General features: G+C 70.0%; 13 protein-coding genes. 10 read left to right on the top strand and 3 right to left on the bottom strand.

Translation table 11 applies throughout. The annotated features are described in order from the left end of the window. Positions 1–26 precede the first annotated feature (26 nt). The 4 genes from ACZ6O0_RS06005 to ACZ6O0_RS05990 all read left to right on the top strand — a co-directional run bounded on the left by ACZ6O0_RS06005 (position 27) and on the right by ACZ6O0_RS05990 (position 2589). Positions 27–380, top strand: coding sequence for a GntR family transcriptional regulator (locus ACZ6O0_RS06005; RefSeq protein WP_465763697.1), 354 nt, complete (start codon positions 27–29; stop codon positions 378–380). Positions 381–839: 459 nt separating this feature from the next. Then, positions 840–1841 (top strand): RNA polymerase subunit sigma-70, encoded by a 1002-nt coding sequence (locus tag ACZ6O0_RS06000; RefSeq protein ID WP_465763696.1) that lies wholly within the window; start codon positions 840–842, stop codon positions 1839–1841. Between the two features lie 44 nt (positions 1842–1885). Continuing rightward, positions 1886–2125, top strand: coding sequence for a hypothetical protein (locus tag ACZ6O0_RS05995; protein ID WP_465763695.1), 240 nt, complete (start codon positions 1886–1888; stop codon positions 2123–2125). An 8-nt stretch (positions 2126–2133) separates the two neighbouring features. Continuing rightward, positions 2134–2589 carry a DUF6069 family protein gene (locus ACZ6O0_RS05990; RefSeq protein ID WP_465763694.1) on the top strand — a complete coding sequence of 152 codons (456 nt, stop codon included), beginning with the start codon at positions 2134–2136 and terminating at the stop codon, positions 2587–2589. On the opposite strand, the gene ACZ6O0_RS05985 is transcribed toward ACZ6O0_RS05990, so the two are convergent. Beyond that, positions 2573–3988, bottom strand: a complete 1416-nt coding sequence (locus ACZ6O0_RS05985) for a DUF2252 domain-containing protein (RefSeq protein WP_465763693.1) — start codon at positions 3986–3988, stop codon at positions 2573–2575. The genes ACZ6O0_RS05990 and ACZ6O0_RS05985 overlap by 17 nt on opposite strands. Before the next feature lie 79 nt (positions 3989–4067). After that, entirely contained in the window at positions 4068–5345 is a 1278-nt protein-coding gene (locus ACZ6O0_RS05980; protein WP_465763692.1) for an adenylate/guanylate cyclase domain-containing protein, read from the bottom strand. A gap of 167 nt (positions 5346–5512) precedes the next feature. Here ACZ6O0_RS05980 and ACZ6O0_RS05975 point away from each other — a divergent pair, with 167 nt between their 5' ends. After that, on the top strand, positions 5513–7528 hold the full coding sequence (locus ACZ6O0_RS05975) for a GxGYxYP domain-containing protein (protein ID WP_465763691.1): 2016 nt from the start codon (positions 5513–5515) through the stop codon (positions 7526–7528). 56 nt (positions 7529–7584) lie between these two features. Here ACZ6O0_RS05975 and ACZ6O0_RS05970 read toward each other — a convergent pair whose 3' ends face one another. Further along, the gene (locus ACZ6O0_RS05970; RefSeq protein WP_465763690.1) at positions 7585–8184 is read right to left on the bottom strand and encodes an AMIN-like domain-containing (lipo)protein; all 600 of its coding nucleotides are present in this window, start codon (positions 8182–8184) and stop codon (positions 7585–7587) included. 102 nt (positions 8185–8286) lie between these two features. Between ACZ6O0_RS05970 and ACZ6O0_RS05965 the strand changes: the two genes are divergently transcribed. From ACZ6O0_RS05965 to ACZ6O0_RS05945, 5 genes are all read left to right on the top strand, one after another. Beyond that, positions 8287–9084: a GNAT family N-acetyltransferase gene (locus ACZ6O0_RS05965; protein WP_465763689.1), complete on the top strand. Its 798-nt coding sequence runs from the start codon at positions 8287–8289 to the stop codon at positions 9082–9084. Positions 9085–9129: 45 nt separating this feature from the next. After that, positions 9130–11643, top strand: coding sequence for an accessory Sec system translocase SecA2 (gene secA2 / locus ACZ6O0_RS05960; RefSeq protein WP_465763688.1), 2514 nt, complete (start codon positions 9130–9132; stop codon positions 11641–11643). Positions 11644–11719: 76 nt separating this feature from the next. After that, entirely contained in the window at positions 11720–12388 is a 669-nt protein-coding gene (locus ACZ6O0_RS05955; protein ID WP_465763687.1) for a VC0807 family protein, read from the top strand. A gap of 10 nt (positions 12389–12398) precedes the next feature. Further along, on the top strand, positions 12399–13766 hold the full coding sequence (locus tag ACZ6O0_RS05950; RefSeq protein ID WP_465763686.1) for a replication-associated recombination protein A: 1368 nt from the start codon (positions 12399–12401) through the stop codon (positions 13764–13766). A 487-nt stretch (positions 13767–14253) separates the two neighbouring features. Next, on the top strand, positions 14254–14577 hold the full coding sequence (locus ACZ6O0_RS05945) for a hypothetical protein (RefSeq protein WP_465763685.1): 324 nt from the start codon (positions 14254–14256) through the stop codon (positions 14575–14577). Positions 14578–14634 lie beyond the last annotated feature (57 nt).

The following is a 14634-nucleotide window of genomic DNA, read 5'->3' as shown; positions in this document are numbered from 1 at the left end:
CAAAGACTCGGAGGGAGCTGGTCGGGGTGATCATCTCGGTGGACCCGTCTGCCGCGAAACCGCCGTACGAACAGGTGAAGGACCAGATCGACGGGCTCATCCGGGCCGGCGAGCTGGCCCGGGGCGCCCGGTTGCCGACGGTGCGGCAGCTGGCCGGCGATCTCGGGCTGGCGGTCAACACCGTGGCGCGCGCGTACAAGGAGCTGGAAGCCGACCGCCTGGTCGAAACCCGCGGCCGCAACGGCACCTTCGTCCTGGCCTCCCGCAGCCGCGTCGACGACGAGGAAACCCGAGCCGCCGCCACCGTCTTCGCCCGAGCCGCCCACCGCGCCGGCCTCAGCCTCCCCGAAGCCACCGAAATCCTCCACCGCACCTGGTAGGTGGGTCCACCCCACGCGTGCTCCGCAGCCCCTCCTCGTCGCTCCGCTCCTCGTCGAGCCCGCTACGCCCGCTCCCACCCACCCCCCGGCTCAGCGCCGGTGCATTCCGGGCCGGGCTTACGCCGGCGCCGAGCGGGCCTACCGGCCCGCGGTCTTGCGGGCTGCCGCCCGCGGTGTGCGGTGCTGTCGCCCCGTGGTTTGCGGTGTGCGGTGCTGCCGCCCCGCGGCCTGCGGGCTACCGCCCGCGCTCGACGGCTTGGCGGCGTCCGTCCACGAGTGGGGCGATGATTCGCGACCCCGGCCGCCGGGGCTTTGCGTCCCTGCCCAACCTGCGCCGCGGCGACACCCTCACCGCCTGGCCGCCGGACTCCAGGTCGAGGCCACCGCCTGAGTGATGAGTTGTCGGGTCTGCGCCCGTCATACCTACGAACGGACATGACGAGGCGGAAGGATGACGTGATGAGTGCGGATCTGCGGCTGGAGGAACTGGGTGTGAGCGGGCTGGGCGAGGTTGACGAGCCGGCGTTCTCGGGGCTGGCGGAGCGGCATCGGCGGGAGCTGCATGTGCACTGCTACCGGATGCTCGGGTCGTTCGAGGACGCCGAGGACACCGTGCAGGAGACGTTCCTGCGGGCCTGGCGGCGGCGGGAGAGCTTCGAGGGGCGGTCGACGTTCCGGGCCTGGCTGTACCGGATCGCCACCAACGCCTGCCTGGACCTGCTCGCCAAGCGTCGACCGGAGCCCGCGACCGGCGGCGAGGTGCTGTGGCTGCAGCCCTACCCGGACCGGTTGCTCGACGAGCTGCCCGCGGGCGACGCGGACGAGCCGGAGAGCGTCGCCGTCGCGCGGGAGACGATCGAGCTGGCCTACCTGGTCGCGGTCCAGCACCTCGCGCCGCGCCCGCGGGCCGTGCTGATCCTGCGGGACGTGCTCGGCTGGCCGGCGAAGGACGTCGCGGAGCTCCTCGGGGACTCCGTCAACTCCGTGAACAGCGCGCTGCAGCGGGCCCGTGCCGGCATGCGGGAGCACCTGCCCGCCGAGCGCCGGGAGTGGACGGCGGACGGTGCGGACGACCCGGCGACCCTGGACCTCGTCCGCCGCTACACCGAGGCCAGCGTCGCCACCGACGTCGACGGGGTCGCCGCACTGCTGCGGGATGACGTCCGCTGCTCGATGCCGCCCACGCCGGGCCTGTACGTCGGTCGCGACGCGGTGGTGCACGACTGGCTCGAGAGCGGCTTCGAGGGCATGACGGGCCTGCGCGCCGTACCCACCTTCGTGAACCGGCAGCCCGCCGTCGCCTTCTACCACTGGCGGGAGCAGGACGGCGCGTACCTGCCGCTGACGATCGACGTCCTGCGCGTCACCGGCGGGGCGATCACCGAGATCGTCACGTTCCACGACGACCAGTTCCCGCGGCTCGGGCTACCGGAGCGCCTGCGGGCGGACGGCTCGGAGTAGTCCCGGTGCGGACGCTCGCGCTGCGCGGTGGCGAGCGTGTCGCGGTGATCGCATCTGAGTGGTACGACGCGTTCGGCGTCGTCACCCGTGGGCGGGTGCAGCTGGAGCTGCGCGACGGCGCGCCCGGGCCGGTCCTCGGACGCGATGCCGGGTTCTGGCTCCGTGGCACCGGCGTCCGCGCCCTGCGGAACCCCGGCCGTCGTACGGCGAGGGTGCGCATCGTCACCCCCAAGGGCCGGGACCGTCACCTGCCAGTCAACACACCCCCACTGACCGAATGTTGAGGAACGACATGAACAGCACGAATGACACCGGGGCTGCCGCAGGCCCGGCATCGGGCCGGACCAGCCACACCCACCGGTTCCGCGAGCTCGTCGGCACCGGCTTCCTTGCCACAATCGCGGCGATGGTGGCCACCACCCTCGCCGCCGCGCTGGCCCGAGCCGCCGGCGTCGACTTCGAGGTCTCCGATGCCGGCGAGACGATCCCGTTGTCCGGGATCGCCGTGGTGACCGGCTTCTTCTCGGTCGTGGGCGTCGTCATTGCCGTCGCTCTTCTTCGGTGGAGCGCTCGCCCCGCCCAGCGATTCGTGTGGACGACGGTGTCGCTGACCGCGCTCTCGTTGGTCGCGCCCCTCCTCTCCGGGGCGAACACCGCCACCACCACCGCCCTCATCGGGCTGCACCTCGTCGCCGCGACGGTGATGATCCCCACGCTGGCGCGGAGCCTGGTCAGATTGCGGCCTTGATTCTTCCTGCGTCGACTGCCGCTGCGAGTCTCTTGTGGTCCTGGTCGTTGATGTCGGCGTAGGTGACGGCGAAGTCCGCGATCGCGTGGTCGAACGTGTCGGTCTTTCCCAGGTAGCCCGCGATCGCAACCTCGTCACCGCCCCTGCCATGGGCGCGAGCAAGGGTCCATCCGCACAGGGCGCCGTACACGCCCAGGCCGCCGGGAGTGAGCTTCGCCGGGTCGATCTCGCCCTTCATGTCCCAGAGCTGACGTACGTAGTAGTCGTTTCCGTCCGCTGTTGTCGACCAGCCGAGGAACTCGTCCGACAACGACTGGAGCAGGCGCTGGCCGGCCACCACCCGATGCCCGTGGTTCGGATAGCCGCTGGCCGCCAGGTGAGGTTCGAGAACGGAAGCCTCGGCCTGCTTGACCTGGAGGAACAGCACGTCGTCCTGGCTCTTGCCCCGCAGGAGGACCACGTAACAGCGGGTGCCGACACTTCCGACACCCACCACCTTCCGCGCCAGGTCGACGATCTGGTACTGGTCGAGCAGCGCTCGGCGGTCGTCCCGAAGGCTCGCCCGGTACCTGTCGAAGGCCAGTTGAATGCCCTGGGCAGCACGGTTCGCGTCGTCGGCGGACCACAGTTCCCGGACCGGGACCAGCAGCGGCGGGCGGCTGGCCAGACGGACCGTCGTACCGTCGTTCTGGCAGAGCCTGGTCAGGGCGCCCAGACTGTTGCGCTCCCTGGCCCTCGCGAAGATCTTCTCCAGCCGGTCAGGGGCCAGCTTGGGTGCCGTGACCCCGAACTCCGCCTCCAGCCGCCTGGCGATGTCGGTCAGCTGATCGGACGACATGTGCAGGTACCACAGCTCGATCGTCGACAACCCGGCGAAACCGAGCATGGCCTCCCGGTAGCCGCGAACGGTCAGCCAGGCCGCATCGCGTTGCTGGTCGGCACCGAGGCCCTTCTGTCGAGCCGCGATCGCAACGCTCGCCGCCAGGCGCTTCACGTCCCACTCCCACGGTCCCAGCAGTGTCTCGTCGAAATCGTTCACATCGAAGACGAGGTCCCGTTCCGGGGATGCGAACAGTCCGAAGTTGACCAGGTGCGCATCGCCGCACGCCTGGACGGTGATGCCACTCGTGGGACTCCCGGCGAGATCGTTCGCCATGATCGCGGGACCGCCGCGAAAGAAGGCGAACGGCGACGACAGCATCCGGCCGTAGCGAATCGGGACCAGATCCTGCTCGCGGGTCGCAGCCTGTTCCTCGAGGATGTCGACGGGGTCCGGCCGATCGGGCGCAGGCTCCCACTTGGCATGGGACCGCCGCGGCTGCCGCTTCCGAGCAGCCTTCCCCACCGCCCACCGAGCCCGCGTAGTCAGGTCACGCGGCCCGGCCGCGCTCTCATCCATGCCCACAGGGTCGCAGTTCCGCCCGCCCGACGACAGGGCGAGCAGGGACCTCCGCCAGGCCGGCCGGGGTCGGCGGGCGCTAGGGACGGTCGAGGAGAAAGGTCTGCATCAGGCCCTTTCCCTTGACCTCGATGGTGCCGCGTGGCCGTACGGCGAACGCCGGGCCGAGGGCGGCGGCAACCCGTCCGGTGACCTGGATCTCGCCGGGTGGGCCGTGGGACTCCATCCGGCTCGCGGTGTTCACGGTGTCGCCCCAGAGGTCGTAGATGAACTTGCGCCGGCCGATCACGCCGGCCACCACCGGTCCCGAGTCGATCCCTATCCGGACCTCGAGCCAGTCCTGCCCGGGCAGGGCCGCGATCCGGGCGACCTCGTCGCGCAGCGCGAGCGCGGTCCGGGCGACCGCCGCGAGGTGGTCGGGCCGCGGCATCGGTAGGCCGCCGACCAGCATGTACGCGTCGCCGATCGTCTTGATCTTCTCGACCCCCTCGGCGTCGGCGATCCGGTCGAATGCGGAGAACACCTGGTCCAGCAGCTTCACGACGTCCGCCGCGGCCATCACTGCCGATCGCGCCGTGAAGCCGACGATGTCGGCGAAGAGCACGCTGACCGCGTCGTAGTGTTCCGCGATCACCCCTGGCTCTGTCTTGAGGCGTTCGGCGATCGGCTCCGGCAGCACGTTGAGCAGGAGCCGCTCCGAACGCTCCCGCTCGGCCTGGAGATCCCGATGGACTCGCTCCCGTTGCTCCACGAAGTAGCCGAGCATCACGTACGAGCTCACCATGACGCCCGCGATGTTCAGTGCCAGGAACGTTTCCACGAAGCCGGCCGGCAGTGCCGACGGAGATTGTGCGAGTCGGGAATCGATGAGGGCGAGCGCGGCCAGCTCGACGAAGAACGCCACCAGCCACGCCACCGAGCGCCGGATACCGAGCAGCGCGAGCGCCGCCAGTGGGGTGAACACCGCCCACAGGATCATCGCGCTCGAGGCCACGAAGCCGCCGAGCGAGACCTGCAGCAAGGCCGGCAGCACCAGGAACGCCAGCAGTTGCGTGGTGCGGAACGTGGCGAAATGCCGCGTCCGGGCCAGGACGGCCAGCCCGATCACCGTGATCACCTGGTAGAACGCCGGGATCGCGGCCGAGACCGGGTCGCCGTAGGCGAGGTACGTGATCACCCAGATCGTGGAGAGCGCCGTGATCAGCAGCGACGAGAAGATGAGCGTGCCCTGCCGGAGCCGCTCGTCGTGGGTGTCCTCCGGCCGGGCGCCGAGATCGCCGAGCCGCTCCAGACGGCGGGCGACAGGCCGCCCCGGGCGACGCCCGTGGGCGGCACCCTGGAGCCAGGACCCGGTCACCTGAGGATCGTATGCGCAGCGCGCGCGGGCCGGACTCGGCACGGCTGCCTCGGAAACGATTCCAGAATATCTGGGTCAACGTTGTAACGAGGCCTGTACACACCGTTCCCACGTTGCTAATCTCCCGGCTGATTTGACATCGATGTCAACCTCAGGGAGTGGTCACGATGGTCTCGAGACGTGCGTTCCTGGCGGGCACTGGCGCGGTGACGGCGGGTGGGTTCGGGTTGCTTCCGGGCCTTACCGCCAGCGCGAATGCCGCCGATCTCACGACCGGAAGCGGCTCCCGGCTCCTGCCGGTGTTCAACCGCCCGAAACACCTGGACTACGGCGACGTCAGCAAACTCAACGGCGGCGATCAGACGCTGCTGACAACGTTGCAAGGCGTCGTCAACCGTACTCGGCCCGAGCTCTACTTCAGCTACGACACCGGCACCATGAGTACGCCGGACGTGAAGTGGCTGACCGACATGCACCTGCCCACCACGACGTACGCGAACCCGCTGGACCTGGTCGCCAAGTACCGCGGCCGGATCCGGGGCGCGATCGTGCACGACCCCGCCGTACCGGATTCGCTCAACGTGGCAACGACTCTGGCCGGGTTGGAGAACGCGGTCGTCGCGGACGCCGACCAGGCCAAGGCGCACGGTCTGCGGATCGTGAAGGACCTGCGCGGGATGTTCGACGACGACCGGGTGAAGACGTACCGGTGGCAGCTCGACAACCTGTTCCCGCGGGTCACCCACCAACTGCTCGCCGGCCTGCCGCCGACCCGGGTGGTCGCGGTCGAGAACGTGCAGTGGCAGGAGATCGCCCGCGAGACCCGGCAGATCCGGGACTCGTCGAACCGCGGCACCTACGACCTCGACGTCTCGGCGAAGCTCGGCCAGGAGGCGGTGTTCGTCCGGTTCCAGGACTCGTTCACCGACGACGGCTGGGGACCTTCGGTCTCCGAGGTCACGGTCAAGGCGAACGGCACCCAGATCGCGCACTTCCTGCCCGGCACCCCGGAGGAGGAGCCGTACCTGTTCGACGGCGTCAACTCGTCGATCGGTGGCGAGGCCAACCGGTTCAGCGACGGCGGCGGCTATTTCATCTACCGCTTCGAACCACCGGCGGGTACGACGTCCTTGGTCGTCACCGTGACGATGTGGAACCAGTACCTGGTCTCGGCCACCGACACCGCGCCGACCCGGATCGAGCCGTTCGCGTACTTCCGCGACTACGTGGTAGCCACCAAGGCCCTGGTGAGCTGGCTGCCGCCGGCCGGTGAGACCGGGGAACTGCTGATCGAGCACTTCGCCAAGTACCCGACGCTCGCGCCGTACATGGGCTGGTTCGCCAACGACGTCTCCGGTGAGTGGGACGGCGTCGACCTCGCCTCGCAGGGCGGTTCGCCGGTGGTCGCGGCCGACTTCTACATGAACGGCACGGTCCACGCCGGGTTCACCGCCCCGATCTCGGACAAGGTCCGGCCGGTCCGGCGGATCAGCAAGCCGAAGAACAAGGTGTACCTGACGCTGACCTTCGGCGAGGGCGACAACATCCAGTACTGCCAGCGCCGGCTGCGCGACATCTGGGACGACCCGAAGCGGGGCCAGGTGCCGACCAACTGGACCATCAGCCCGCTGCTCGCCGAGACGGGTCCCGGGTTGTACAGCTACTACCAGCGGACCGCGACGGCCAACGACCTGCTGGTCTGCGGTCCGTCCGGTGGCGGGTACACGTACCCAGGCTCGTGGCAGTCCGGCCAGCTGACGCAGTACCTCCAGATGACCGGTGAGTTCATGCGCCGTACCGGCATGGATCAGGTCTACGCGTACAGCAGCCGCCAGGACGACAAGTGGATCCTGCTCTCCGAGGAGATCGCGGCGGGATACGCGAAGTACACGCCGGTGAAGGGGATCATGCAGACCTGGGACGGCGACCCGCTGACGATCCGCCAGGGCGGTCTGCCGATCACCGGAGTCTGGGGCGCACCCGGTAAAGCCGTCGAGTTCAAGGCCGCGCTGGACCAGCGGATCGCGAACTGGGACGGTGCGAGCCCGCTGTTCATCTCCGGTCTGATCGGCGCGTGGTCCTGGACCCCGTCGGACATGGCGGAACTCGGAGCACTGCTCACCGATCCCTACGAGCTGATCCTCGCGAACTCCTTCTACGACCTGCTCAACCGCGTGCTGTAGCCGAACGCGGCGCGGTCGCCCGGGAGGAGGATCCCGGGCGACCGCTGGGTGGGCGCTTACCAGTGGTGCGCGACGTCGATCACCAGGCGGGTGTTCGATCCCGGCCCGGCCAGCGTGTACACGCGGAACGGGAGCCGGGCGCGGACCCCGAGCCCGATCGTCGACTGTCCCTCGAAGCTGCCGGCGAAGGCGACCTGGCGGAACGTGCTGTACCCGGCGACGTTCGTCAGTTCCTTCGGGTTCGCCGGCCGGTACGTCGAGGTGCCGGCCGAGGTGTACGCCGGGGCGCGGACGACGATCTGCAGTTTCGCGCCACCCCGGAGCGGGACGGGGAAGCCGGCGCCGTCGGTGTAGACGGTCCCCACGTAGCGGACGTCGTACCCGGCCGCGCGACCGCGGACGTCGACGACGAGGCGGTCGAAGCAGGCGTGCCGGCCGGTGCGGACGTTCGTCACCGGGGCCTGCGTCATCCGGCTGTTTGCCTCGGGCAACGATCCCCAGCCGCGCGGGCACGCGGTGGTGGTCGAGGCGGTGGCGACGGTACGGGGGGCGGAGGACGAGCCGACGAGGTTCGGCGCGGCGATCGCGGCCGCGGGGATCGCCATGATGGCGACGGCGGCGAGGATCGTCTTGCGAGTGATGTGGTGGATGTTCATGATGTTCCCCCCTTTGAGGACACCTATGAGACGACACCAGTTGCCAACTGGTTTACTTTTAACCCCGGTGATTTCAGGTAGCCGATCGGGCACGATGTGCAGATGACCCCTGATGAGTTGCTCGAGGTGTTCCACCGCCGGATCCGGCTCCCGGACGCCGACGCCATCCCCGGCTGGAAGCAGGAACATGACGGTCTGGTGCATCGCTCGTACGTCGAGGGCCCGGATGGTGCCGGGTTCGTCGAGACGCCGCGCGGGCTGGGCGACGACCCGGATGCGGTGATCGCGGCGCAGGTGGCGTTCTTCCGCGACCGCGGGCTGCCGTTCGAGTGGAAGACGTACGCGTACGACGAGCCGGCCGACCTCGGTGAGCGGCTGGTCCGGGCGGGGTTCAGTCAGGAGGACCCGGAGACGCTGATCCTCGGCGAGGTCGACCGGATCCTGGAGCGGCCGTCCGCGCTGCCGTCGAAGGTGCGGCTGCGGGAGGCCGAGGGCCCGGACGACTACCGCCGGATCGCCGAACTCACGCACACCCTGTGGGACAGCGGGCTGGCGCGCATCGTGGAGCAGTTGCAGGGCGAGGCCCGGATGTTCCCGGACCGGCTGTCGGTGTTCCTGGTCGAGGACGCGCTGAAGGGGCCGGACGGGCCGGCGGTGTCGGCCGCGTGGATCCGGTTCCATCCCGGGACCGGGTTCGCCAGCCTGTGGGGTGGCGGGACGCTGCCGGAGTGGCGGCGGCAGGGGCTCTACAGCGCGCTGCTGGCGCATCGGGCCCGGCTGGCCAAGGAGCGCGGGTACGAGTTCCTCCGGGTGGACGCCTCCGAGGACTCCCGCCCGATCCTGCAGAAGCTGGGGCTGTACGGTGTCACGATCACCACGCCGTACGAATGGACTCCCTGACCTGGTGAGCGGAACGACCGGTCCAGGCTGTACGTTGCCTGCATCATGGCCCTGAAAATCGCGTCTCGCTTCCGCCGGCTGCTGCAGCGCCCCGGCTCGATCGATCTCGGCCCGTACGAGCGGCTCACCCAGCTGGTCGGCGAGGCCGAGGAATCGGTCCGCTCCCTGACCGACGAAGAGCTCACCGAGGCGGTCGCCGAGCTGCGCACCACCGGCGGGCTGCACGAGGACGACCAGATCGAGTTCCTCGCGCTGGCCCGGGACGCGGGCCGGCGGGCGCTCGGCGAGCGCGCGTTCGACGGCCAGGTCGTCGGCGCGCTGGCGATGCTGCAGGGCCGGATCGTCGAGATGGCCACCGGTGAGGGCAAGACGCTGGCCGGCGCGTTCGCCGCCGCCGGGTACGCGATCGGCGGCCGGAAGGTCCACGTGCTCGCGGTGAACGACTACCTGGCCCGCCGCGACGCCGAGTGGATGGGCCCGGTGTACGAGCTGCTCGGAGTCACGGTGTCGCACATCGGCCAGGCGTCGACGCCGGAGGAACGGCGGACGGCGTACGAGGCGGATGTCTGCTACGCGCCGGTGAGCGAGATCGGCTTCGACGTACTGCGGGACCGGCTCGTCACCGACGTGGCCGACCGGGTCACGGCCGCGCCGGACGTGGCGCTGGTGGACGAGGCCGACTCGGTGCTGATCGACGAGGCCCGGGTGCCGCTGGTGCTGGCCGGCGCGACCCGGACCGAGGAGCTGGACGACGACGTGGTCCAGCTGGTCCGGACGCTGCGCGCGGGTGTGGACTACGAGATCGACGGCGACGGCCGGACGGTCGCGCTGACCGACAAGGGCACGGACACGGTCGAGGAGACGCTCGGCGGGATCAATCTGTACGAGGACGACAATCTCGACCGGCTGACCCAGATCAACGTCGCGCTGCACGCCGAGGTGCTGCTGCGCAAGGACGTCGACTACCTGGTCCGCGACGGCAAGGTCAGCCTGATCAACAACAACCGCGGCCGGATCGCCAAGCTGCAGCGCTGGCCCGACGGTCTGCAGGCCGCCGTGGAGGCGAAGGAGGCCGTGCCGGTCAGCGACTCCGGCGAGGTGCTGGACAGCATCACCGTGCAGGCGCTGGTGAAGGGCTACAAGACCCTCTGCGGCATGACCGGTACGGCGGTCGTCGTCGGGGAGTCGCTGCAGGAGTTCTACGAGGTCGACGTGGCCGTCGTGCCGCCGAACAAGCCGAACATCCGGGTCGACGACCCCGACCGGCTGTACCTGACGTCCGAGCAGAAGAACGTGGCGCTGGTCGAGCACATCGCCGAGGTGCACGAGGACGGGCGGCCGATCCTGATCGGCACGCACAGCGTGGAGGAGTCCGAGCAGCTGAGCGACCGGCTCGAGGCGGCCGAGATCCCGCACGTCGTACTGAACGCGAAGAACGACGCCGAGGAAGCGGCGATCATCGCCGAGGCCGGTGTGCCGGGGACGGTGACCGTGTCGACGCAGATGGCCGGCCGCGGTACGGACATCCGGCTGGGTGGACGGGACGAGACGCACGACAAGGAGAAGGCCATCGAGCTCGGTGGCCTCTACGTGATCGGGACCGGCCTGCACGCGTCCCGCCGGCTGGACGACCAGCTGCGCGGGCGCGCCGGGCGGCAGGGCGACCCGGGCGGCTCGCTGTTCTTCGCCAGCCTCGGCGACGAGCTCGTGACCCGGTACTCCGTTTCGTCCGGTCTGCGACCGCATCCGGACCAGAGCGGCCGGCTGACCGATCGGAAGTCGCTCGGGGTGCTCGAGCACGCCCAGCGGGTGGCCGACGGCGCGAACGCCGAGCTGCACCGGACCACGTGGTCCTACCACCGGCTGACCGGTCAGCAGCGGGCGATCCTCCTCGACACCCGCGAGAAGGTGCTCACCGAGGACCTGGCCGCCACCGAGTTGGCGGAGAAGGCCAAGGAGCGGTACGACGAACTGGTCGACGAGGTCGGCGAGGACGTGGTGAAGGACGCGGCCCGGCGGATCGCGCTGAATCATCTGGACCGGCGCTGGACCGACCACCTGGCCTACCTGGCCGACCTGCGCGAGGGCATCCACCTGCGCTCACTGGCCGGCGGCATCGTGCACCTGAAGCCGATCGACGAGTTCAACAAGTCCGCGATCGCGTCGTTCGACACGCTGATCGCTGACTCCTGGACCGATGCGGTGGAGACGTTCCAGAGCGCCGAGATCACCGCCGAGGGGCTGGACGAGGAAGCCAGCGGCATCCCGCGGCCGACCGCGACCTGGACCTATCTCGTCAACGACAACCCCTTCGGCACCGAGGCCGACCGCATCCTCGGCCGCCTCCGCAACGCGATCAAGCCCGAGTCGGTGGCCGAGTCCGAGGAGATCCTGCCGGAGGAGTTCGACCAGGACGACCTCCCCGAGGAGCTCCGGGACGTGGACGAGGACGAGCTTCCCGAGGAACTCCGCGACGCCGACGACGAGGACGAGTTGCCGGAGGAGCTCCGGGACGCGGACGACGACGTGGATGACAAGAAGCCCGGCAGCAAGGCGTAGACCTTCGACTTTGGTCTGATCGGCCCCAGCCGTCGGCCCGATGCCGGCCACCGGCATCGGGGGCGAGTCTCGGGGCATGTCCCGCACCCGCGACCGCCTGCGATTCCTCCTCTTCGACATCGGCACCCCGCTCGCCCTGTACTACGGCCTGCGAGCAGTCGGCGCGAGCAACGTGACCGCTCTCCTGGCCGGCACGGTCCCCGGCTTGATCAGCGCGGGGATCTCCATCGCGCGCCGCCGCCGTACGGACCTCCTGGGCGTCGCGGTGATCGTCAGCATGCTCGGAAGCGCGATCGTGGCGATCCTGGGCGGCGACGCCCGTCTGCTCCTGGTTCGCAACGCCTGGATCAGCCTCCCGTTCGCCGGCATCACGCTGTGGTCCCTCCGGCATCCGCAGCCGATCTGCTACACGTTCACCCGCGCGATCATGCCGGGGCGGGCCGCCGTGATGGACCGGCTGTGGGACGAGGACCCACGGTTCCGGCACGCCTGGCGACAGATCACCGTGCTGTGGGGGATCACGTCCGTCATCGACGCGGTGATCCGGGTCGTCGCGACGTACACGCTGCCGATTCCCGTCGTACCCGCCATAGATCCGGTGATCACGGTGGCCACGATCGTCGCGCTGCAGATCCCGACCATCGTGCTGCTGCGGCGCAGCGGGACGTGGCACGAAGTCTTCGCCCCGCGCCGCCGGGTGCCTTCCCTGACCGCGGACGATCCGGGTGTCGGTGGCGCTGGATAGGCTGCGGGGTGTGAGTGAGGGTCTGTTCGACATTCCGGGAGCTCCTGCGCCTGCTCGGGGCGGCGGGAGCCTGGCGGACATGGACCACACGGCGGCTCCGCTGGCCGTGCGGATGCGGCCGCGGAGTCTGGACGAGCTCGTCGGGCAGCAGCACCTGCTGGCGCCGGGATCGCCGTTGCGGCGGCTGGTCGAGGGTGACCAGCCGATGTCGCTGCTTCTCTGGGGTCCGCCCGGGACGGGGAAGACGACGATCGCCGCCGTCGTCTCGCACCAGACGAACCGGAAGTTCGTGGAGCTGTCGGCCGTCACCGCGGGGGTCAAGGACGTCCGCCAGGTGATCGACGGTGCCCGCCGGGATCTGTCACGGGGTACGGGCGTCGTCGAGACCGTGCTGTTCATCGACGAGGTGCACCGGTTCACCAAGGCTCAGCAGGATGCGTTGCTGCCGGGAGTGGAGAACCGGTGGGTCACGCTCGTCGCGGCCACCACCGAGAACCCGTTCTTCTCCGTCATCTCCCCACTGCTCTCCCGGAGCCTCCTGCTCACGCTGGAGTCGCTCACCGACGACGACATCTCTACGCTGCTCGATCGCGCACTGATCGACGAGCGCGGGCTGAACGGCGCGTTCGAGCTGGCCGACGACGCGCGGGCGCACCTGCTGCGGATGGCCGGGGGAGACGCCCGCCGTGCGCTGACCTACCTGGAGGCGGCGGCCGGGGGAGCGCGGGCGAAGGAAGCCGGGGCCATCGACCTGAAGACGCTGGAGACGGCCGTCGACCGGGCCGCAGTGGTGTACGACCGGGCCGGCGACCAGCACTACGACGTCGCCTCGGCGCTCATCAAGTCGATCCGGGGCTCGGATGTGGACGCGGCCATGCACTACCTGGCGCGGATGATCGAGGCCGGCGAGGACCCGCGGTTCATCGCGCGGCGGCTGGTGATCTCGGCCAGCGAGGACATCGGCATGGGTGACCCGACCGCGCTCGGTGTCGCGGTGGCCGCGGCCGAGGCGGTGCAGCTGATCGGCATGCCGGAGGCCCGGATCAACCTCGCCCAGGCGGTCGTCGCCCTCGCGCTGGCGCCGAAGTCCAATGCGGTGATCATGGCCGTCGACGCCGCGATCGCGGACGTGAAGGCGGGCAAAGTGGGCCCTGTGCCGCCGCATCTGCGGGATGCGCATTACGCCGGCGCCAAGAAGATCGGCCACGGTTCGTCGTACCAGTACTCCCACGACGACCCGCGCGGCATCGTCCCGCAGCAGTACGCACCGGACGTCATCGACGGCACCGACTACTACAAACCCACCCGCCGCGGCGGCGAAGCGTCGTACGCCGACCGCGTAGCCAACATCCGCAAGATCCTCCGGGACCGCGATTGAGCCGGACCAGCGAGCACGCCGCCGCCCACCATGGAGCTGTCGTGGGCGGCTGACGGAACCGTCCAGGGACTGAGGGTCCTGTTCGATTGAAGCGTTCGAGTGGGTAGGCTGCGTGTGGCCTGGGGGTGAAAGGTTCCACGTTGAGGCAGTACAACCTAGGTCGACATCTACGGAAGTCCGGTCCGCGGCACAGCCGTCGGCGTTTGCCCGTTCTGAAGGTAGGAGCGGTGGCGGCGGTCGCCGTCGTAGGGGCCGGTTCCCTGTTCTTCGTCCCGTTCGGGGCACATGACTCGGCGACCACGCAGGCGCCGCAGAGCACCGATTCGTTCGGGAGCAGGACGTCGCGGGAGCCGAAGGTCGAGCGGACCTCGGGCGTGACGCGGTCGGGGCAGCGGCCGGGGGTTCCGGCCCGGAACCTGTCGACGCCGCGCACCACCTGGTTCCCGACCAGCTCGCCGACGGCCACGCCGAGCTCGCCGGCGCCACCGTGGTCGGTCCCGTCGTCCCAGCCGGAGCAGCCGTCGCCGGCGCCGAGCAGCGCGACGACGAAGGCGTCACCACCTCCGACGAAGCCGGCCACGACCAAGCCGTCACCCAGCACGACCAAGCCGTCACCCAGCACGACCAAGCCGGCACAGACCCCGACCGTGCCCGTCGCGCCGCCCTCGCCGAGTCCGACCGAGTCGGCCACACCGGAGCCGTCTCCGAGTCCGACCGTGTCCGGTACGCCGGAACCCTCGACCACCCCGGCGGAACCCAGCGCGACGGAGTCGTCACCGGCTGGATGACCGGGTTTGGTGGGCGACTGTGATGTGAGGGATGGTGTCCTGGAGCGGACTGCGGTAGGGGCGCGCGATAAGGTCGGGCG

The organism is Kribbella sp. NPDC048837, from assembly GCF_055586945.1.
The sequence above is the reverse complement of the archived record's forward strand: the minus strand, read 5'-3'. Positions and strand labels throughout refer to the sequence as shown.